General features: G+C 47.4%; 21 protein-coding genes and 1 pseudogene. 3 read left to right on the forward strand and 19 right to left on the reverse strand.

What is annotated here, in order from left to right; translation table 11 throughout:
* Positions 1–2 precede the first annotated feature (2 nt).
* The 5 genes from JJQ88_RS17345 to JJQ88_RS17365 form a co-directional block, all read right to left on the reverse strand.
* Positions 3–1457 carry a spore germination protein gene (locus tag JJQ88_RS17345; RefSeq protein WP_210367301.1) on the reverse strand — a complete coding sequence of 485 codons (1455 nt, stop codon included), beginning with the start codon at positions 1455–1457 and terminating at the stop codon, positions 3–5.
* On the reverse strand, positions 1457–2533 hold the full coding sequence (locus JJQ88_RS17350; protein ID WP_210367302.1) for an endospore germination permease: 1077 nt from the start codon (positions 2531–2533) through the stop codon (positions 1457–1459). Before JJQ88_RS17350 ends, JJQ88_RS17345 begins: the two co-directional genes overlap by 1 nt.
* 262 nt (positions 2534–2795) lie before the next feature.
* Positions 2796–4262 carry a protein adenylyltransferase SelO gene (locus JJQ88_RS17355; RefSeq protein ID WP_210367303.1) on the reverse strand — a complete coding sequence of 489 codons (1467 nt, stop codon included), beginning with the start codon at positions 4260–4262 and terminating at the stop codon, positions 2796–2798.
* A gap of 336 nt (positions 4263–4598) precedes the next feature.
* A complete protein-coding gene (locus JJQ88_RS17360) occupies positions 4599–5480 on the reverse strand; it encodes a GNAT family N-acetyltransferase (protein ID WP_210367304.1) in 882 nt (293 codons plus the stop codon).
* Positions 5481–5746: 266 nt separating this feature from the next.
* The gene (locus tag JJQ88_RS17365) at positions 5747–6709 is read right to left on the reverse strand and encodes a LacI family DNA-binding transcriptional regulator (protein ID WP_210367305.1); all 963 of its coding nucleotides are present in this window, start codon (positions 6707–6709) and stop codon (positions 5747–5749) included.
* An 87-nt stretch (positions 6710–6796) separates the two neighbouring features.
* Here JJQ88_RS17365 and JJQ88_RS17370 point away from each other — a divergent pair, with 87 nt between their 5' ends.
* Positions 6797–6961 (forward strand): hypothetical protein, encoded by a 165-nt coding sequence (locus tag JJQ88_RS17370; protein WP_210367306.1) that lies wholly within the window; start codon positions 6797–6799, stop codon positions 6959–6961.
* A gap of 344 nt (positions 6962–7305) precedes the next feature.
* Here the strand turns inward: JJQ88_RS17370 and JJQ88_RS17375 are convergent, their stop codons facing one another.
* The 7 genes and pseudogenes from JJQ88_RS17375 to JJQ88_RS17405 form a co-directional block, all read right to left on the reverse strand.
* Positions 7306–7944, reverse strand: a complete 639-nt coding sequence (locus JJQ88_RS17375) for a 2OG-Fe(II) oxygenase (RefSeq protein WP_210367307.1) — start codon at positions 7942–7944, stop codon at positions 7306–7308.
* Between the two features lie 429 nt (positions 7945–8373).
* Positions 8374–8595: a hypothetical protein gene (locus tag JJQ88_RS17380; RefSeq protein WP_210367308.1), complete on the reverse strand. Its 222-nt coding sequence runs from the start codon at positions 8593–8595 to the stop codon at positions 8374–8376.
* 214 nt (positions 8596–8809) lie between these two features.
* Entirely contained in the window at positions 8810–9007 is a 198-nt protein-coding gene (locus tag JJQ88_RS17385; protein WP_210367309.1) for a DUF4177 domain-containing protein, read from the reverse strand.
* A 111-nt stretch (positions 9008–9118) separates the two neighbouring features.
* A pseudogene (locus tag JJQ88_RS17390) lies at positions 9119–10147 on the reverse strand (IS1595 family transposase).
* Positions 10148–10259: 112 nt separating this feature from the next.
* A complete protein-coding gene (locus JJQ88_RS17395; RefSeq protein WP_246861255.1) occupies positions 10260–11474 on the reverse strand; it encodes an MFS transporter in 1215 nt (404 codons plus the stop codon).
* Between the two features lie 16 nt (positions 11475–11490).
* Positions 11491–11904 (reverse strand): MarR family winged helix-turn-helix transcriptional regulator, encoded by a 414-nt coding sequence (locus JJQ88_RS17400; protein WP_210367311.1) that lies wholly within the window; start codon positions 11902–11904, stop codon positions 11491–11493.
* A gap of 148 nt (positions 11905–12052) precedes the next feature.
* Positions 12053–12517, reverse strand: a complete 465-nt coding sequence (locus JJQ88_RS17405; protein WP_246861256.1) for an NUDIX hydrolase — start codon at positions 12515–12517, stop codon at positions 12053–12055.
* A 363-nt stretch (positions 12518–12880) separates the two neighbouring features.
* Here JJQ88_RS17405 and JJQ88_RS17410 point away from each other — a divergent pair, with 363 nt between their 5' ends.
* Positions 12881–13489 (forward strand): hypothetical protein, encoded by a 609-nt coding sequence (locus JJQ88_RS17410; protein ID WP_210367312.1) that lies wholly within the window; start codon positions 12881–12883, stop codon positions 13487–13489.
* A 50-nt stretch (positions 13490–13539) separates the two neighbouring features.
* Here the strand turns inward: JJQ88_RS17410 and JJQ88_RS17415 are convergent, their stop codons facing one another.
* The 6 genes from JJQ88_RS17415 to JJQ88_RS17440 form a co-directional block, all read right to left on the reverse strand.
* Complete coding sequence (locus JJQ88_RS17415) at positions 13540–14325, reverse strand: glucose-1-dehydrogenase (RefSeq protein WP_210367313.1); 786 nt, start codon at positions 14323–14325, stop codon at positions 13540–13542.
* A gap of 13 nt (positions 14326–14338) precedes the next feature.
* Positions 14339–15193, reverse strand: coding sequence for a GRP family sugar transporter (locus JJQ88_RS17420; protein ID WP_210367314.1), 855 nt, complete (start codon positions 15191–15193; stop codon positions 14339–14341).
* A 378-nt stretch (positions 15194–15571) separates the two neighbouring features.
* Positions 15572–16306, reverse strand: coding sequence for a twin-arginine translocase subunit TatC (tatC, locus tag JJQ88_RS17425; protein ID WP_210367315.1), 735 nt, complete (start codon positions 16304–16306; stop codon positions 15572–15574).
* 325 nt (positions 16307–16631) lie between these two features.
* On the reverse strand, positions 16632–16835 hold the full coding sequence (gene tatA, locus JJQ88_RS17430) for a twin-arginine translocase TatA/TatE family subunit (RefSeq protein WP_210367316.1): 204 nt from the start codon (positions 16833–16835) through the stop codon (positions 16632–16634).
* 16 nt (positions 16836–16851) lie between these two features.
* Positions 16852–17037 (reverse strand): hypothetical protein, encoded by a 186-nt coding sequence (locus JJQ88_RS17435; protein WP_210367317.1) that lies wholly within the window; start codon positions 17035–17037, stop codon positions 16852–16854.
* 20 nt (positions 17038–17057) lie between these two features.
* A complete protein-coding gene (locus JJQ88_RS17440) occupies positions 17058–18659 on the reverse strand; it encodes a PhoX family protein (protein ID WP_210367318.1) in 1602 nt (533 codons plus the stop codon).
* Positions 18660–19004: 345 nt separating this feature from the next.
* Here JJQ88_RS17440 and JJQ88_RS17445 point away from each other — a divergent pair, with 345 nt between their 5' ends.
* Complete coding sequence (locus tag JJQ88_RS17445) at positions 19005–19634, forward strand: flavodoxin family protein (RefSeq protein WP_246861257.1); 630 nt, start codon at positions 19005–19007, stop codon at positions 19632–19634.
* Positions 19635–20301: 667 nt separating this feature from the next.
* Here JJQ88_RS17445 and JJQ88_RS17450 read toward each other — a convergent pair.
* The gene (locus JJQ88_RS17450) at positions 20302–21285 is read right to left on the reverse strand and encodes a ring-cleaving dioxygenase (RefSeq protein WP_210367319.1); all 984 of its coding nucleotides are present in this window, start codon (positions 21283–21285) and stop codon (positions 20302–20304) included.
* Positions 21286–21685: the final 400 nt, after the last annotated feature.

The following is a 21685-nucleotide window of genomic DNA, read 5'->3' on the forward strand; positions in this document are numbered from 1 at the left end:
CGTCATTCCCTCCCTTTCTTAAGCATCGGGACAGTCAGGTCCCGTCTTTTGAACGGATTGATCAGCAAAGCTGAGAGAATTTCTTTAGGCTTAATGGACACGATCGGGTCTAGATAAGCTAGCTTAAAGGACTCCAATTCGCACAAATAAATCAAGACAGCAAAGGTGCTGATAAAGAAACCATACACCCCTAAAAAGGACGAGATCAAAAGGATGATCAGGCGAAGGACGGTCACGGTGCCTGATAGAGATTGATTCACGAGCGTATAGGTAGCGACTGCTGTCAGGGCAATGACGACAATGATCGTCGGGGAGGATATGCCTGCTCTTATGGCGGCATCCCCGATTATCAACCCCCCGACGATCGCGATCGTTTGCCCGACTGCCGTAGGCATCCTGACACCTGCTTCCCTCAGCAATTCAAACATCCCCATGATGAAAAAAGCTTCCAATGCCGCTGGGAATGGCAGGCCCTGGCGGGAAACAACCAGGGTAGCGAGAAGGGAGAACGGCAGCTGATCAAGGTTGATGCTTGAAATTGCCATCCAGAAGCCGGGAAGCGTGATGGCGATGGTGATCCCAATAATCCTTAACGCCCTCTGGAAAATGACAAAATAATAAGGAAAATGGACATCTTCCGGGGATTTCAATAATTCCGTCAGGTTGACTGGACCAATAAGGACCATCGGCGAACCATCAACAATGATGATGAAACGCCCCCTTAGCATGGACTCGATCACGAAATCCGGCCGGGTGATATAGTCGAACAGCGGAAATAACGAAAAGGTCCGATTTGCCAACCATTGCTCCAGCTGCGCAGCGCTCAATACACTTTCAGCCCGGAAGCTCCCCAGACGGTCGCGTACTTCCTTTATTACTTCGTGATTCACCTTATCGGTTAAATAAAGGAGCGATACCTTCGTTTGGCTGATCGATCCCAATGTGAATGATTCATTATATAAAGTGGGGGTTTTGATCCGTTTCCTAATTAGGGAAATATTAGTTTGGATTTCCTCTGTAAACGCATCTTTCGGCCCTTTTATCGATACTTCCGTATTCGATTCCTCTGGCGTTCTCTGAGGGATTTTGGCAATATTCACGCCATAGAAATGGGTTTCACCGTTCTTATGGTAAAGGAGGTATCCAGAGAAGAGTTTCTCAATCATGTCTGTTACGGTTGAAATTTTATCAATCGGAGGGACTTTTCCCTCATCCTTCAAGTACTTGGCTCTGCTCCATAGATGCGCATTGACCAAATGATAATACTCATTCAGCTGGAGGCTGTCGACCATCCCTTCGCAATAAAAGGACAAAATCGCTTTTTCATTCACCCGGGCCATACAGACATCAGCATAATGGGATAAAAAATCACTTAGCTTGCCTTCATCGAGCTTGCCCGCACGAAAGGAACCTTCAAGTGCCGCCAGCTTTTCCGATTGGCGCTTATCGTTGCTCATTAATAGTTCACCTCCTTTGTTTTATGAAAATAACTGATGATGAAAAAAAAGACAGAAAGGGAAATCCCAATAATCAGTGAGACAGGATAAAAGTATTTTTCAATCATTCTTTGTATCCAAAGATCACTCACTGGGATGGATGGGATAATCGCAAAAATCCCTGCGTAAATGATGATTGAGATAAATCTCAGCCGAGGACTATTTTTGCCAATCTGATCGGATAAAAGAAATAAACATAAGGAAACTTTAATGACCGACCCTGACAGGAATTGAAACACGGCCAAAAAATCCAGATGGGAAATCTGTCTTCCGATTGAAACAAGCCGCCACTGTTCAAACGCAGGATAACGCAAGTACGAAGCAACGCTCGGACCAAAGGAAGCAATCGAACCAAGAGTTGGCCCAAGGACAAGCATCATTAACAGCGAGATCAGGATGATGATTTGCGGGTAGGTAAATGGCTTCTCGAGCTTGTTCTGCAATAAAAGCAGGACAAGGATATCAATACTGCCGCCAAGTACCGCGAGTGTTCCTTGCAGGACTGGCCCTTTGCCGTCAATCAACACCGGGAAAATCATCGCATAATCTTTTTCATTCAGTGTGACAATCGCCACAAAATGGCCAAGAACCCACACGAATGGCAAGAGCACCGCAGCCAGGTACACGATGACGTGAAGCCCCTTGTAGCCAGCCCATAGGCAAATGAACAGGAAGCTTGACGCGATGATCCATAAAGGTGTCCTCGGAAGATAATACATCCCCATCAGCTGGATCAAGTCGTAGGAGGCAATCACCCCAGAGGTGAAAAAGTATCCGCAGAATATCGCCAGAACCCCCAAAGTCAAATAGGGTCCACACCTTGCTTTAAGCCAGGAAAAAAGTTCTTCTCCTCCCATTCGCTTCATGATCAAAAAAATGAACCTTAGCCAGATAATCAGCAACACGTAAGCAAGTAAGACACAAATCCACGCATCCCGATGGGAAATCGTCAGAAGATGGGGAAGCAACAAGACATGGTTCGATATCCCGCTAAACAGCAATAAAACAAAAGAGATCTGGAGACGAGTGAATTTCATGGCAACCCCCGGAAATAACTATTCTTGGAATAATTTTTGCATTTTCCCAGGATTGTATGCACTTTATCAACAATCAATCATCGCCCCGGGAAGATGCCTGGCAGTGAACCACTGTTATTTGCCCTCCCCTCCATCGGTTCGAGGTGCGCTTTTCGGCCAATCTGCTCAAGGCTCTGGCTCCCCCTGGTGGGTTTCCAGATTCATCTATGGCAAAAGAAAAAACCTCTTCCGTCATCGGAAAAGGTTTGCTACCTTCTTTTTATCATGTGCCGCAATACGTTCGATATGGAACTTTCGATGGCGCAGGCGGCTGGCAATACTCTGCCTGTTCTTGGGAATAGGCGTATGGGTCTGCCAGTATAGCAAGCAGTTCCTCCATCACACTGTAGTCGCCTTGTTCAATTGCGGCTTCAAGCGCAGCTTCCACCCGGTGGTTCCGCGGGATGACCGCCGGATTGCTGTTTTTCATCAGCTGATTCGAGGACTCCTTGGATTCCTGCTGCCTGCTCAGCCTTTCCTGCCACTTCTCATGCCATTTCGCATATTCTTCACTTTTGAACAGTTCGGTTTCATCCTGTTTCCCCATCGTCAGCGCACGGAAGGTATTTGTATAATCCGCGCGATTGGCATTCATGAGTTTCAATAGTTCCTCAACCAGTGCTTTGTCCCCTTTCTCCTCGTTAAAGAGCCCAAGCTTCGCCCTCATCCCCGCCAGCCACTTCGCTTCGAACAGGTCAGGGTATTCGGAAATCGCGGCCTGCGCCAGTTCAATCGCCTGTTTTTCTTCCTCATGAAGCAGGGGCAGAAGGGTTTCAGCGAAACGCGCCAGGTTCCAGCCGCCTATGTATGGCTGATTGCCATACGCATAGCGGCCTTCCCGGTCAATCGAGCTGAACACTGTAGCCGGATCATACGTGTCCATGAACGCGCATGGACCATAATCGATGGTCTCCCCGCTGATCGTCATATTATCCGTGTTCATCACGCCATGGATGAAACCGGCAAGCTGCCATTTGGCAATCAGTCCTGCCTGGCGGTCGATCACTTTTTTTAACAGGGAAAGGTATGGGTTTTCCGCGTCCTTGATACGTGGATAGTGACGGTTGATCGTATAATCAGCAAGTGCCCGAAGATTTTCTTCGGTACCCCAGTTTGCAGCATATTGGAAAGTCCCGACACGAAGATGGCTGGACGCGACGCGGGTGAGGATCGCCCCTTGCTGCATCGTCTCTCGGATGATCGTTTCGCCTGTCGTCACGACTGCCAGGCTGCGGGAAGTAGGGATTCCCAGTGCATGCATCGCTTCACTGATGATATATTCGCGAAGCATCGGCCCAAGACCCGCGCGGCCATCGCCTCCCCGCGAATACGGGGTCCTGCCTGAACCTTTGAGCTGGATATCAAACCTCATCCCATCGGGGTCAAGCTGCTCGCCGATCAGCAGCGCCCTGCCATCGCCGAGCATCGTAAAGTGGCCGAACTGGTGCCCAGCATACGCCTGTGCCAGCGGTTCCGCCTCTGCGGGAACCTTATTCCCTGCAAACATCGCGACTGTTTCTTCCTCCCTGAGTGCTTCCGCTTCCAGTCCGAGAGAGTCCGCCAGCTTCTCGTTCAGCTTCACCAGCTTCGGAGCCTTAACCGGGTTCAAATCTATTTTCGTATAAAAGGGCTGGGGCAGCTGCGCGTAGCTGTTATCGAGATTCCAGCCTGGTTGATTTTTATCAATCATCGAATCCCCCTCCGTTCCATTGTTGGTCCATATCCTTTAAAGTATACTTTGATTATTGTATTATACCCTTCAGCCATAGTGTAAAGCTTCGCCTTTAAAAACAAAAGGCTGGGGTCTCTTGCCCCAAGCCATAGATGCGTTCATCCGTTTCCGATAAGTTCCATTCTCATCCTCGCAGACCTTTCTTCCTTGCACTCAATGGTTTGCAATTGAAGGACAGTCTTTTCAACAGGGCATGGCTTAACTTTCCAGAATTCCCCTTTTTCACCAAGTAAGGTGATTGTCTAGTTAAAAAAAGACCTGGGATGCTTACTCCTGGGACCGGCTCACCTTAACTCATTCTCCTAATTCCTTGATCATCCACACCTGCTCTTCCCATTCCTTGAAACTATTTTCAATTAACAGTTCCAGCAAGTCATCGTTGTCATCACGTAAATTGAACGTCGTCCTTTTTACTTCGCCCTGGAGGGGTGCGAATGTATGGGCCAGCAAGGCTTTCATCACCTCCGTTTTATCTGGGCGATCTTCTGCGGCCTCGAGCTGGAATAAGCTGATGCTCGCAACCTTGCCTTCTTTATATTGCTTCTTATAAAGAGAGTATCCGGCAATCCCATTCTTTCCATCACGCAAGATGGCTGCATGCCCGTCACGGACATTGCTTGCGTGGGTCTGCCACGGAGTTTTGTGCAAATAAAAATCAATGGCTGTCAATTCTGCAGGTGATACGATTTCCACTGCATGGCTGGATTCTGACCGGAATGGATCTTCAGCGAATGCTTCATTGTATTTGAGGAACTTCAGGCGTTTCGTTACTGAATAGCCCATTTGTTTATACAGATGGATTGCGGCTTCATTTTTTGTCAGCGCTTCGAGCGTTGCAAATCTTACATGGTTTTCTTTATAAATTTCTAATGCGGCTTCCATTAATTTTTTTCCGATTCCCTTGCCCCTTAATTCCTTTGCGACCCCTGTCCCGCCATTCCAGGCAACAATTTCACCGCCCATTTCCTTTATGCCGCTGATGACGATGCCTGAAGGTTTGCCATCATGGTACGCGACAACTGAATAGTCTGGTGAAAGATCCTCCTGTCCAAATCTCTTTGCCAGCGAATGGATATCCACCCTTTGTTCGTGGAAATATCCCTCAAATCCCGCATTGAACGCTTCCACTCCATCCTGTAATGGGCAATCACTTAATTTCCTGATTTCGATCTCCATACCCTTACCCCCTGCAGTTAATCAACCGCGCTTATTGTTTTCATTTAAATATATTTGTTCGAGTGATTTTCCATGTTTCCTGCCACTAATTCCATCCTTTTCTATTAAACCTGCGAATTCTATTTTTTCCAGCACCAATTTCCAAAAAAAAACGGCTGGATTTGGGAGGCTAGGTCCCAAATCCAGCTTTCTGATTTCCTTTTGGACTGTCCTCTGTCCTTTACTCCTTACAGGAGTCCTGCCCTCACCTGTGATAGGCTTCTCCCTTACACCGTGTGCCGCTCGATCACCTTCACGGATACTTCCTCATGGGTATGCTCAGCCTTGTTTGTTGCCTGAAGAAATAAATTCCTCCCTATTTCAGCGAGCGGGATCTCCAGCGTGGAGATGTGCATGACCTGTGCGACCGGTTGATTATCGAAACCCATGATCGCAAGGTCTTCAGGAATCCTGATTCCCCGTTCCTGGCAGCAGGTCATGATCCCGGCGGCAACACTGTCACTTGTGACCAGCAGCGCAGTCGGTGGCTCGCCCATCCTTGCCAGCCGCTCGACCACCTTCGCCCCGTCTTCGAAATGAAAGCAGTCGTGGAAGACGAAATCAGGATTGTACGGCATCTTGATTTTTCCGAGAAAATCCCGGTAGGCCCTGTCCCTCTGGATACTGTTCGCTCCCGCTTTCCTGCCGATGCAATAGCCGATTTTCCGGTGGCCCTTATCATGGAGGTATTTAAGCGCATCCCGAAAGGTTTTATAATGGTTGATGTAAGTTGAAGAAACCTCCCGTTCCCTGGCATCTTCACTGAACACGATCGGCCCGTATGATGTGTATTCCTCAATGATTTCCCAGCGGCAAATCCGCGAACAGATGACCAGCGCATCAATTTGCTTGTTCTGCAGCATATTCAGCGCTTCGATTTCCCTGCTTTCCTCGTAATTCGTCTGGAAAAGGACGAGCTTGTAATTGTTTTTCACCGCCTCATCCGCAATCCCCTCGAGCATCAGCCCGAAATAAGCATGGTTGATGAACGGCACAACAACCCCGATCAGCATCGTCTCGCCTTTGCTTAGGTGAACCGCATTGATATTGCGCTGGTAATCACTCTTCTCGATTGCCCTTAAGACGGCTTCCCTTTTTCCATCGCTGACATACGGATGGTCATTCAAGACGCGGGAAACCGTTGTCACAGATACTCCTGCCATCTTCGCAATATCTTTGATGTTCGCCATCCACTTCACCCCTCCGGAAATTTTCCCTTGCCCTGAAACGCGTTTCACAAATTATGCTTTAAATACAAATAAAGGGAGGCTTGCTCTATGGTTATTCTCACAGGCATTGCGATCTTGATGATCCTGTGCATCACTATTTTGATCTTAACATCATTCCCTGTTTCCGAATACCAGAAGAAGCGCTTTGGTAAACGGACGGGAATGGATGCGAAAGACGATTACGCTTTCTTATTTGATGTGTATCGGGAATAAGGAAATCCGCCGTCCATTTAAAGCGGGTGGCGGATTCCAATCAACGCTGCCATTGATCGGGAACTGGACTAGCGGCGGCTTCCTTTATGATGGCAGCGCGGTTTTCCGAAAGGCTGTATTACATTTGATTGTCGTTTCCACTCCAGGCACCTCGCATTCCGCGGGCGTGCCGGGGAGCCTCCCAGGCACTTTCCGCCTCCATGGTCTCCCCTGCCCCGTACCCCCGCTGGAGTGCTCCAACCAAAATGTATTGAAAAATCACTTCCGAAAAAAATGCACTCAGCGTCAGATTGACTATTTTATTAAAAAAAGAAGCAAATGATTGCTTCTCCCTCCAAAGGTATCTATTTCAATCTTTTCCTTCTCATCCACTGCGTTGCTGCCCATTTGTCACCGATGACGACTGGCGCTCCTCCGTGGAGGGTCAGTTCATTCGATGCCGGGTTGTCATAGAAATACTCAAAATAAACGGCCATGCCCTTTTGCGGCGACACAGCAAAATTCAATTTCGGGAAGTAGGTTTCCCCGCCTTGTTCGACATCATTCAGGTACATGACCAGCGTGCTGATCCGCGGATTGCTGGCCTCTGAAAAATAATCGAAGTGGGCTTTGTACTCCTGGCCAATTTCATAATTCATGACCTGCAGGCCATCGCCATGCGCAGCAGGGACATTCATGATCTGGGAAACCCTTTTCTCAATCCTTTCCACCAGCTCATTTTCACCTTCCTGGAAAAACATGCTGCTGCTCGTCCTCAACTCATCGACTTCACGGACATTCCCAATCTTGGAACGCTTCATCCTGTCGCTTGACAGCCTGATCAGTCCATCGCATTCGATATCGCTTAAAACATTTCCTAAAATTACAATCAATGGTTCCTCTAATCTGGCAATGATGCTGATTTCCCGATCATCTGTGATGATTTTATTCCCAACATGGTTAAAGATAGTTTGTTCTTTAATGGATGATTCATATAGAGTCATTTCGCCTACCTCTTATTCTCGTATGAAATTTTTGAACAACTGGAATGGCCTTGCCGGAACCGTTGATTGTTTAGGTGTGTTTCGTTTCCTCCTGTCGATGGCTGAGATTGAATTCACTTTTGGTGAGAATATTTTATAACGCCGAACGCTGGATTTCTATCATTTTTTTACTGAAAATATAATTTTTTTACAAAAAACATGAGGGACATTGCCCCCATATTTCTCCAAAATTTCAATTAACGCGATTGCCGTCCTGCCATTGTATCTAAAGCGATCCCTGTGCATCCGCTTCTATCGTCCCGTACTATTGCTCGTAAGCTACATGATTTGGACGGGCGCGCATTTCTCCAATCAGGCATGTTCTGGTGTGAAGTAGACAGCCTTCCCTGGGTGATCCCATTCCTTCCAGCTTACTGGCTGACCATCCTATCAATAATAATGGTGCCAGGGATAAAGGTATCCGGGAAACGGATGGTGGTGATGTTCATGGTACTGTGAGTGGTGCGGATGGTGCGGGTGGATCTGACCATAATACAGATAATTCGGATGATGATTCAGGTAGTACTGATTGAAAGGATAGGGATAAGGCTGCTGCCGCTCATAAAAACCATCAGCAAACTGGCTCCCCTGATAACCCGGGTAAACATACATCGTGATCCCTCCAGGCAAATAGTTCCCATTCAATTTATGAAAAAGGAGAAAGAAATGAGCACGTCCGCTTTTTATATAGGCTCTGTTAAATTTTAATGTTGAAATCGCATAAAAATTAAAGGAAACCCAATTTAGTAGGGTTTCCTTTAATCTTTTTCACTGATAGTTAAGTGCAATGTTTTACAAACTTTTTAACCTATGGTTACTGCTCAGTTTACTGTTGTAAAGGTCTTTCAAAGATTAGTTCATAATAAGAACCCACTGCAACTCCTGAAGTTGCAAAGTCAGGAGAGAAAATTTGAACAAACCGCCATCCCTGTTCTGCGTGACTTTTAATTACTTCTCGATAATCTTCATTAGGCTTACCAGAAATTTTTTTAAACTCTATTTTGACGAACTTGTATTCAAACATTTTATTATCCTCCTTTTGAATATAACTATTTTTACGGTTTCAATTGAAATAAGTTTCAAATAACCCGTTTAGAAGCAACATTGTCCAATAACCTGCCTCGTTGAATAAAGATTACACATTAAATTTTAACAGTCGTAAACTATCATATGTGTCTATCATTTCAAATACAAATGATGTTAATAGGAATTCTTTTATATGCTGTTTAGTGCTTTCGTTACTACGACTATCGACAAATAAGAACCAAGCAAGGTAATTATCAAGATATTTCGTAGCCACACCTTTAAAGCGGTCTATCCATTGTTTCAAACGAGAATGGAGACCATTTACATTTTGAATATGATACAAGCCCTTAATAACGTGTTTGCCACCGTCTGATTTAATTCTGTAATGCTCTCATCCTTTTTCTTTTGCATAGGTTTTATAGGCTCTCCAAGCATCTGTGACAAGTACGTTTTCGTTGGAAAGTTTAGAACCAATTAAAGTATCGACTTTTGTTTTCACAATACGCCCCATACAAGCAACTTTGGATACGGTTGCCTTTGTTCGGTCTCTTGCAACGAGAACACAAACCTGTTCGTGGCTTATTCCTCTATGTTTGGACTTTCCGCCACGTTTACGAGGTTTACGTTCCGTAATGCCCCGTTGTCCCTTTTGAGAGTACAGGAAATAGGTCTCGTCAATTTCAACGACACCATCAAAATGTTCAATATCCATTTGTTTCAAGGCGTTTAACAGTTTGTGCCTCCAATAAAAAAGTGTAACCCAAGTAACACCTACGATTTCAGCCGATTTTCGCAAGGAATATCCTTTGAACATACAATCAACAAATGTAATCCATTCGTCACCTTTCCGAGTTCGATACAAAACAGTGTTGGTTGTGTCAGTAAAAGTCTTGTTGCAACACTTACAACGGTAGCGTTGGCGACCGTTATACTTTCCGAACCGAACAACGTGTTCTGATGAACAATGAGGACACTCAAACCCTTCCTTGAATCGGGTTTCTCTCATTTCATTGATTAAACGACCACCAACAAAGGATGAAAGTTCAACATAGCGTTTAACCCATTGATATACTTGTTCTTTTTGGGTGTGTGGTAATTTGTCGATATACTTCAACAAGTTGCTAAACGCTTTGCTCACCTTGACACCCCCGAATACTTGTTCTTATGTTGATTATAACAAGAATACGGACAGTAGAGCCTTTATATAAAAAAAACAGCCTAATCCGCGAATGGGAAAAGGCTGTTATCATCTAATTTGCATCGTTCACTTTTGAATAGGACACTTGTCCAGCTGCTTTGGCATCTTTTTTTAAATGAAGGAAAAAGTAAACCGCCATTCCTGCCAGCACATAGAAAGAACTGTAAAAATACAGCTGGCTGAACGGGATCCCTGCCGCGACCAGGCCGATGACATAAGAACCAAGGCCAAGCCCGGCATCAAAGACGGACAGGAACGTTGCCGTCGCCATTGCCTTGCGCTTCGGTGAGGCAGACTCGATCGCAATCGTCTGGAACGTCGGGAACAACGTACCCCAGCCGAGCCCTGTGAAGGCGGCTGCCAATAAGAACATGAAAGCTGAGTCTGTCTGGCTCAGCAAGAACATTCCGATCGCGAAAAGAAGGATGGCCGGGAAAACGATGACATTGGCTCCAAACTGGTCGTACCATCTTCCGGTGACCGGGCGCGATAGCAGGAGGACAACCGCATATACCACGAAGAAGAAGCTTGCGACATGGCCGAGATTCAATTCACTTGCATATACAGAAATGAAGGAAAGAATCGAGGAATACACGACAGCGAAAAATGCTCCAGTGGCAGCGATCGGGAGTGCGGTGACTTCGAAAAGCGAATCCATTGTCAGCTTTGACCATCCTTTTGAGGCCGTTGCTCCTGCCTTCTTGGATTCCGTCAGCATCAGACCTGCCGCCAGGCCGCCAATCGAAGCTGCTGCAGCAATGGATAGCATCAAGTTGACACCGCCATTTTGCAAAGCCGTCAATCCGAGGTACGGCCCCATGACCATCGCCAGTGTGGAGGATAGGACAAAATAGCCCATCCCCTCTCCCCTTCTTTGATCCGGGATGATTTCTGCGACAATCGAACCCGCTGCTGTCGTTGCCGCTCCAAAGCTTAGCCCATGGAAAAAACGAACAGCCACTATTTGCCCCACATCATGTATGAAAAAATATACGAGCGTCGTAGCCAGGAAGATTCCCAAGGAAATCAGCAGGACGTTTCTGGCACTCGTACGCTCAATCAACTGTCCGGCAAACGGCCTGATGAAAATCGCGGCGAGGAGGAAAGCAGTCGTCAGCAATCCTGCGGATGACTTGGAGCCTCCAAGTTCATCGAGGACATACACGGGGAGTGTGACGAGGAGAAAATAGAAATTCATGAATAAGAAGAAATTGCCGGCCGATACGGCGATAAAATTCCTTGTCCACAATTTTGGTGTTCCATTCAAGTTGATCACTTCTTTCTTATAATTTCTCCAGCCATTCCGAAAGGATATTTTTAAGCTCTTTCTGGCTGGTTTCGGGAAGCCCGCTGACAATCTGCTCATTTGCAGCCAGGACGGCTTTTTCCAGCTCCGGATAACTTTCAAGAGCTCTCTCTGTCAAAACAATATGCTTTGTCCTTTTATCCGCTCCCGCCCGCTGTTCGATATAGCCAAGCGCATGGAGCTTCTGGAGCGTCCTTGTCAAAGGCGGTGCTTCTATTTCCAGATAGCTTGCGAGTTCCTTCTGCGTCATCGATCCTTTTTCCTTCAATACAAAAAGGACCGACCACTGGGAACTGTAAATCCCATATGGTTCCAGCGCCTCATTCAGCCTCTTCGCCAAGATCCTCGATAGCCGCCGGATGCCATGAAACAGTTCGTGCCTCTCCTCCATGGTTGCCACTGCTCCTCTTTTTCGCTAATTTACAATATTACTACTATAACACAATTGTTTACCTAGGTAACTATTTTTATATAAAAGATACAAAAATTGGGAATATAATGCAAAAAAATCCTACCCAGTTAAGGATAGGACTCACGAATCAATCGGTCATGAATTTGTACCGCAAAATGGCGGCTAATCCTGCACCATGCTTGAACTCGCCCCTTGCAATCAGTTCCTTTACTTCCTCCATCTCCAGCTCATGGAGTTCAATCTGTTCGCTGTTTTCAAGCTTTTGCCCCGTTTCTGTCAGGCCGGCTGCTGCATACAAAAAGATTTCCTCCGTTGTCGAACCGGGTGAAGGATAGAAGCTTCCCAGCTCCAGCCAGTGCTCGGCAACATGCCCTGTCTCTTCTTCCAGCTCTGTCTTGGCTGCCTCAATCGGCGAGCTTCCTTCTATCGTTCCGGCCGGCAACTCCCATTCCCAGCTTTTTATTGGATGGCGGTATTGCCTCAAACAGATGATTTTATTCTCATTCGTGATAGGCAGGATGCACACTCCTTTGGCAAAATCCAAATAAGAATAGGTCTTTTCCTCCATCCGGAACGATGACCCGATCAACATGGACTTCGAACCGGTCCACTTTATGGGTGTTAGAATTCATGATTTTCCAAGCCAATTTCATTCACCTCGATTATGAATCTCTTCTTAAGTCCCTTTACTAGAATACAACAAATGTTGCCCGAACAGGAAAAAACTCCTTTCCTTGCCTCACATCTTCCTATTAAAATAGTAATGTTATATTTTTGATTCGTTTGCTGGTTTGGATCGGGAGGCGCGAAGGTTTCCACAGGAGAAACGCTAGAGGGAGACCCAGGAGGCGCTGAGTGTGGGGGAAGGTCCCCGGCAAGCCAGCGGGAAAGCGACGTGCCTAGAGCGGAAAATCAACACACAGCCATTAAAATCACCTTACTGGAGGACAGCCGAATGGCAATCAATTTTTATGCAATGTACATCCACACTGACAAGCTTGAAGAAGTAAAAGAGTTTTTAGCGAACTGGCTTAGCAATGAATACGGAAAAGAAGTGAGACAGGAAGCTGGACAGGATTCCGGCATTCCGTTCTTCGAAAATGAACAGCCAAAATGGTTTGCGGTAACTATTCTTCCCGGGAAATGGATCAGCGTCCTTCACGACGCATATGAACCGCCATTTGGCCTGGCGAGTAAACTGTCCGCGCAATTTTCCTGTACAGCCATCCAGGTGATGGGCCAGAGCACGGTGGATACCTATTGCCTGAGCGTCCACGAGGATGGTCAAATGTCCAGGATGATCCGCAACGGCGAAGATACCGATGGAGTTGAACAGGAAGGAATGCCATTCCCATTTGAAATAAATGATGGCCAGGACAATCAGCTTTTTGATTATGAAGACATCGACGATTTTTGCCGGAACTTCGACATCGATCCTTTAACGGATCCATCTGAATATGATGACCATTGGACGTCTATAAAAATAGCAGAGCCCCATGCTCCAAAAAAGAAATCTTTCTTGCAGAGATTAGCTGGCAGGTTCGGAGACAAAGGAAGATCCTGATCCCATGGCGGATCAGGATCTAAAATTGGCCCAAGCCCAAACTGATGAATTCATCCTTTCCCCGCCTGGAAACCAGGGTATTGGGTCATGCCGCCATCGGCGAACAGTGTCAGCCCGGTGACGTAGCTGGCTTCGCCTGATGCAAGCCATGCCGCACAGGCAGCGATTTCTTCCGGTTTTCCGATGTAGCCCATCGGGATGAGTTCTTCTACACCCTTTTTCAATTCAGGATCCCCGAATTTTTCCGCATTGATCGGGGTGTCAATCGCTCCCGGCGCAATGCAGTTCACCCGGATTCCGTGCGGGGCGAATTCAAGCGCAAGCGTTTCGGTCATCAGCTTCACACCGCCTTTGCTTGCTGCATAATGGACAAAGTGCGGCCAGGGAATTTCCTGGTGGACCGATGACATGTTGATGATGGAGCCTTTGATGTTATTGTCCATCATGTAGTCGATTGCCTCGCGGCAGCCTAAAAATTGGCCGGTCAGATTTGTGGAAATGACTTTGTTCCAATCTTCCAGCGTGAGGTCCTCTGATGGAACTTCATTCTCGATTCCAGCGTTGTTGACCATGACATCGAGTGAACCATATGTCTTGACTGCGTGGGCGACCATCCGTTTGATATCTTCTTCCTTTGTGACATCTCCCTGGATGGCTGTCGCGCTGCCGCCAGCTTGTTCAATCGTCTCGATTATGCTTTTCACTTCCTGTTCCTCTTTGTAATAATTGATGACAACCTTTGCTTTTTCCGCGCCGAACCGCTCAGCCATTGCCTTGCCAAGCCCCGTACCGGCACCTGTGATGACTACGACTTTCCCTTCCAAATCCGGATACATATCCTTCGCTCCTTTACTTTTTCGTGACTCCCAGCAACACTCCGCCTGCGATGATCAGGATGCAGCCCAGGAGGACAAGCCATACCTGTTTTTTGCTCTTGCGTTCGTCCAAAAAGAACAGGCCGCCGATGGTGGAAATGACAATGCCCGTTTGCGAAAGCGAGAAGCTCGTCGCCACCCCTATTTTCGGCAAAGCGAGCAGCAGCCCAAGATTCCCGGTTCCCCATAGCAGGCCGGTCAAGATATTGCGCACCGCATACTTGTTGTATGGCTTGTCCTTGATGGTCAGCAGCAAGCCGCCTGATACCATCCCCACCGCCTGGGGAAGGATCGCTGACCAGCCATCGATTTCAAACCAGCGGATCAATACGACATACGTAACGAATCCTACAGTCGACAAAAGCAGGACAAGCAACCCTTTCTTCATGTTTTTCGTCCCATCGTCATCCGCGCTTTTATTGAACGAGATGATCAGCGCCCCTGCAATGATGCAGGCGAGCGCCGCAACCCCTATGAGGATGGTGAACTTTGTTTCCCACTCATGGAAAATGGCGACTCCGAAAAAAGTCGTGCCGAGCAGCTGCAAGCCCGTCGACATCGGAACTGTTTTTGCAACGCCAAGATACCGGACAGCTCCAAACTGATTTTTTTGCCCGAGGGACCAGAACAAACCGGAAATGAATCCTACAATCCAAATAAGAACCGACAAATCCGGCCCCTTATATATGTACATGGCAATCGCAAAAATCAGTGCGCCCACCGTGGTCCCCAATGTCTGGCTATCCTCGTCCCCGCCAAGCTTGTTGCTGAAAAAAACAAGGCTGCCCCAGGCCACTGCCGGAATCAAAGCCAATAATATCCCTGTCATACATCATGCTCCATTCTCTTGTTCATAATATTGTTTCTTAGGCTGCGATGGAGGGAATCAAATTATTCTCGGTGGAACAATTGCCTCCTATTGTCCTATTCCCCAGTAATCAGCAAATATGCTAATCATCCTGGGGATTCACATGAAGGAGTGGGGTGTTGATCAAGAGATTTTCGGATGGCCGGCCTATCCATTCCCGCTGGCATGAGGCGGTGGCCCATCCTTTTCCATCAGAAAAAGGAATCATCCCGCGATCCTAAATAAACCTTGAAAGGCAGAGTGCCAATCAAGGTCTTTTTAAAAATTCCCCTTCTTTCCCGCATATGGCAGATCACGCATGAATAGGAATTAAGGAAATTCGAAGGTCTGCAGCAGTGATCACGGCTGGGAAGCCATGTCCATTTCATTGATCAGTTTTTTTCGGTACACAAATTTGGATATCGTGATGCTGATTTCGTAGAGCAGGAGCAATGGAACAATGACCAGGATATCGGAAATCAAGTCTGGCGGGGTAATCAGGATCGAGACGACGACCAGGACAAAATAAGATAGTTTCCGGGCCTTCGAAAGGATCATCGGATTGAGAATTCCCAGCCTTGTCAAAAACATGACAACAAGCGGCATTTCGAAGAGAAAGCCAAATGGCAGGCTGAGGCTGACCATGAACCGGAAATACTTATCCGCTGTAAACATCAACTCGAAGGTCCCCGTGGATAATTCCATTAAAAAACCTAACACGATTGGAAAAACCACGTAATACCCGAAGGAAATCCCGGTGATGAATAACAGGAACAGGCCAGGTATGAACCTCAGGGTGACCTTCCGCTCCTCCTTCGTAAGCGCAGGGGCAACGAAACGCCATATCTGGTATGCGGCAAATGGAATCGTCCCAGCCAGCGCCACAACCCCTGAAAGAATCATATACACCACTAAAATATCACTGGGTCCTAAAATCGCCAGCTTAACAGCCATGTCTCCCATTAACCAGTAATAAATATCATGGACATAAATGAAACTGGCAATAAAAAGACAGGCAAACACCACAACTGTTAAAATAAGCCGCTGGCGAAGCTCCCCCAGGTGTTCAACAAGCTGCTGATCATTGGTATCCATCCTTGAACCTCCATTTATGAGAAAAGTGCAACCGCGACCAGCCCGGCTAGCGCAGGCCGCCTAAGAACGCTGAGCACTGCACAGCGTCGGCAATAAACACGGAAGAGCCAGCCAGTGAAGTCGTCCTTAACCGCCCTGGTTTGGCGTCATCATTGGAACAGGAAATAGCCTTGGCGTTTACCTTCCCCGCAACCCTAAGCCAGAGGACAATCGCTCATCGGAGGGCGAGGCTTCCGCGAGGGGATAATCGCTGGTGCGAAGTGGAATTTTATCCTACTCTCTTAAAAAGAAGTAGACGAGAACACTCGCCTACCCCTTCCGCATTTTAATTTTTTTCTGCTGTGCTGATTTCAGCCTTTGATGCTTCCTCTTTTTCTTCTCCTGATACAAGTCCTTTTGTGGCACTCTTGAATTCTGTCAGAGTACGGCCAAAGGCTCGGCCAATCTCAGGCAGCTTGGAAGGGCCGAATATAATGAGAGCAATCACCAGGATTAAAATCAACCCAGGAATTCCGATGTTCTGAAGCATGGATCTTGCCTCCTTCTTAGATTGCCTGTTTCTTTTTCCGGTGGCATAAATAGTTGAACAGCTTGTATCTTGCTCTTCTGCCGCAAATGTCGCATTTCGCTTGTTGGACAAAGTCACTATCGTACTCTGAAATAGTATGGACATGCGGGAGGTCGATCGCTTTGAGACCTTCCTTGACGTGTTTCTCGCAGGAAAAGATCATTTCAGCATACCTCCACATGATTATTTAACGAAGCTTCCGCCCTGGACAGCGACTAGGCAGGATCTGCCAAACGTTTGGCCAGGATAAGGATTCCATGTTTCTGGATGCTGGACATCCAGGAATAAAGTGCGTTCATCTGGTGTCAGCCATGGTCCTGTTACTTCGCAGCCTTTAGGGCCGGATGCGAACTGGTGGGGAATGCCGTAGTTTTTTCCATCGGTCGGAATCAGGAAGACTCCGCAATTCTTGTAAGCCGCATATACGTTATCTTCCGTTGCGCTGTAATCTTCTACCACCCAGAGGTTCCCTTTGCTGTCAAAGTGCAGATTGTCAGGGCAGGTGATCCCGCTTTGCTGCCCACCAGCAACAAATACATCAAACGTAAAGGCATCACTGCCGTGGTCTCCGTCAGCTGGAATGAACCGGATGATTTGTCCGTGGAAGTTCCCGTGTTTTGAATTGTTTGTCAGCGACAGGAATACCGTTCCATCTTTCGGGTGGATTTCCACATCCTCCGGACGGTCCAATTTCGTACCGCCGACAGCTTTTGCTGCAGCGCGAGCATTCGTCAGCACATCTGCCTGGTCAGCGAATTGGGATTGAAGTTTTTCATTCGCTGCATGATCAAGCGCAATCCACTTCTGCGCTCCAAGGTTTGCTACGAACAGGGTTCCTTTTTCCAAAATGTCGAAGTTGGCTTCACGGTTCGCAGGGTTGAATTTCTTGCTGCTGACGAATTTATAGAAGCATTCATCCCCCTTGTCGTCCCCCATATAAACAACAACCCGTCCATCTTTCGTAAGGCCCATCGCTGCATTTTCATGAGCAAAACGCCCAAGGGCGGTATGTTTCTTGACAGGCTTGTTTGGATCGAATGGATCGACCTCCATTACCCATCCATAATGATTGTCATTGAAATTCGGCCACCCATAAGAGCTGCCGTATTCCGTGTTTTCCTCACAGGATAAAGCCGTGTTCCATAAAGTACTTCCGCCGCTGCAATTTCCAAGGGATCCTATTACTTTCGTCGCCCCGCCTACAGCCTTGCTCCCACGTGCCGGACCAGTCAATTCGATTGGTGTATTCCCGTCCACGCGTCTGTTATATGTATCATTTTTCACTAGCTTCCATGTTCCCCGTTCTTTCCTGACGTGAATGACAGAGCCGCCAACAGCTTCTTTTTCCAGCTTAAGCAATTCCGGATAACTTGCCAGGTTCTCTTTTTTGAAAGTAGCTTCGTTTATTCCAAGAAGCTTCATGTAGTTGGACGGTTCAGGAAACTCATGGTTCACCCAAATCAGGCCTTCTTCCGAGTTATTTCCGCCCTGAAGTGCGTCGATCGGGAAATATACGGTGAGGTCCGCTGCATCCCCAAACCGCTCCCCCTTTGAATTGATTTCTTCCCCGTAGGAAGCGATAATCGAATAGTTGTACCCAGGAGGCAATACCAAGTCATTTTCCCATGTGCGGCTTATTGGTTTAAAAGGCGCAGTCAAAGGCTTGCCTTTTCCTGAAGGCTGACCGTTCAGTAAATGGTTTGCGGTCATGGCATTCCCAGTCGATGCTGCAACCAATGCTGCAGTCGTACTCCCTGCATAAGTCAAGAATAATCGCCGATCCATTCTTCCGATTCCCCTTTATCGCTTTTTTAGGAATTCTCCACTCCCAACTAGAATTATATTTTCACTATGAAAATTCTGAATTAAAGCAGTGTTAAAGTTTGTAAAGTCTTTTTACAAGATGAAGACAATGTAAATTTCCGTAATGGTGTGTGATGGCCAATTGATTGGATGAGACAGGAACTCGTTGTGGCGAACAACTGCATTGTCGGGGGCTGCACTTGCGGAGGGGCAAGCGCCAATGACATGCTGCAAGGAGTGTGGCCTTATTTGCTTGCACACCCGTAAGTTTTTAACAGTTCAAGAGGGGAAAAGAATCCATGGAAACCTAATAAAGGAGTGGAGGATATGACCATAAAAGCATTGGTTCTGAACTGCAGCCTCAAGGATAGCTCAAAACCTTCCAATACCCGCGCCCTTATTGATGAAGCCGTCAAGATTTTCAACGAGCTCAACGTAGAGACGGATATCCTTACAATGGCCGATTACCATATAGGCTTCGGAATCACCAACGAGGCAGTCAGCGAGCAAGATGAATGGCCAGCCATTTTTGAAAAAGTAAAGCAGGCAGATATTCTCGTGATTGGTTCCTCCGTCTGGCTCGGTGAGCAGAGCAGCCTGGCCACTTTAGTTGTTGAAAGGCTCTATGGGGGAAGCAGCCTCACTAATGAAAAAGGGCAATACATTTACTATAACAAGGTTGGAGGAGCGGTGGTGACAGGCAATGAAGATGGCGCCAAAAATGTCTCAAGCTACCTCATCTACGCACTATCGCATATCGGATTTACAGTTCCGCCAAATGTTGATACGTATTGGGTTGGCGAAGCGGGACCTGGCCCTTCCTATATCGAAGCAAAAGGTCATCAAAACGATTTCACGATGCAGCATGCGAGAATCATGGCATACAACCTGGTGCACTTCGCCAACTTGTTGAAGTCGAATCCGATTCCAGCGGAAGGCAATGTGGTTGAAGGCTAATCCTGCAGGTGTGCCATCCAAACCATTTCCAACAACCCAACAGGTATTCAAAAATCCACACTGATTGTTAACATAGTTTTTTAAAAAAATGCTGTGTTAAAGCTGAATGTTGTTTTTAAAGAGTTGATTGGAACGGAAGGGGCTGACTCATGGGGGATGCAGTGGCAAGGTGGAGACCCCGCAGGCGCAAAGGGCCGAGGAGAAAGGGGAGCTGAAGCGCTTTGGTCAGCCCCGACAAGCGCTGGCCGACTAAGACCGCCGCGTCCTGCGGCAACCTCGGCACTACGTCCTGTCCGTCGAAGGGCCTGCCAGTGAAGTCGCTCTTTGACTTCATTGGCAGGAGCGAAGCGACTCGGAGGGGCTAAGCGCTGAAGCTGGACCAGCTCCACTGACGCCTCGCGGAAAGCAAAGTGCCGGGAGAGGAAATCAACCCAGGTTTTACAGAGCTAAAAAAAAGCTTTGAGGGACCGGGTAGAGCGGAAGACAAGCAGACTCCAGCGGGAGTACGGGGCAAGGCAAGGGACCCCGGAGGCGCAAAACGCCGAAGAGGCTTCCCGACACGCCTGCCGAAAGTAAAGTGCCTGGAGTGGAAAATTTAACATAGCTAAAAAGAAAAACGGCCGAAGTTTCTTGGGATAACTTCGGCCGTTTTTGCTGGATTGTTACATTATACATACTCTTTCTCCAATTCAAGCGTACTGCGAACTGTATCGATTGGACGGACTAATTTCTCAATCTGTTCGCGCTTTGGCTCAAGAAATGGAGGGAGCGATAATTTTTCGCCGAGGGTTTCGTACGGCTCGTCGCCCATGAACCCCGGTCCGTCCGTCGCCCATTCGAAGAGGATGCCTGGGGAAACTCTTGCGTATAACGATTCGAAAAAGAATCGGTCGACATACCCGGAAGTGGCGAAACCGGCGACCTGCATATGATCGATCCACTCGTTCAGGGCAGCGGTATCCTCTACACGGAACGCTGTATGGTGCACAGTCCCATACCCCTGGCGGCCTGACGGCAAAACAGTGTTATGCTCCACGATGACCTGGGCACCGTTCCCGCCTTCCCCCATTTCAAACAGGTGCAGCGCTCCTTCCTGGGCGATTTCCTGCATATCCATGACTTTCTCCAAAACTTCCTTGAAATAATCGAATCTTGAGATGCGGATATGGACTGGGCCCAAACCGGTGATGGCGTATTCCAGCGGCACTGGCCCATTCTGCCAGGGTGTTCCAGAAGCGACGCCTTCATTGTTCTCGTCGGACACAAGCATGTACTGCTGGTCATCGAAATCCGCGAACGAAATCGTCTTCTTGCCGAACACCTCTTTGATGCCCGTATGGTTTACATTGTACTTATCAAATCGTTTGAGCCAGTAATCAAGGGCCACATCGGCCGGAACACGGAAGGATGTTTTATGGATTTCATCCGTCCCGTGCGTTCCCTTTGGAATTCCCGGAAAATCGAAGAACGTCATATCCGTGCCGGCTGACCCTTTATCATCCGCGAAAAATAAATGATACGTACGGATATCATCCTGGTTCACCGTCTTCTTCACCAAACGCATGCCAAGGACATATGTGAAAAATTCATAGTTCTTTTCAGCGCTGCTGGTAATGGCAGTCACATGGTGGATTCCTTTTAATCGGTTCATTTTCATCTCTCCTTTTTTGAGATTTTTTCCATATATTAATTCAGTTGGGATAATATCTCGAATTCGAGATAATAGTATCACGTTTGTTATTTGGAGTCAAATAAAGCCTTCGAATCCGCTGATTCAAGTTTTCCTATGAATACCGAATAGCCTTTGAGTTGACTCCAATTTTAAGTTCCCTCTCTATACTACTTTGGCCTGAAAAAGGAACGCTTCACCTGTTTGCGTTACCTTTTTCCACTCCTTAGGCCTAAAAAGAGGTCGCATACCGCGCTTGCGTTACCTTTTACCACTCCGAGCACCTCAAAAGGGAGTGCATTCCGCTCTTGCGTTACCTTTTACCACTCCGAGCACATCCAAAGGGAGTGCATTCTGCGCTTGCGTTACCTTTTACCACTCA

The sequence above is a fragment of the Bacillus sp. REN3 genome, assembly GCF_017912555.1.
Taxonomy (GTDB): Bacteria; Bacillota; Bacilli; order Bacillales; family Cytobacillaceae; genus Mesobacillus.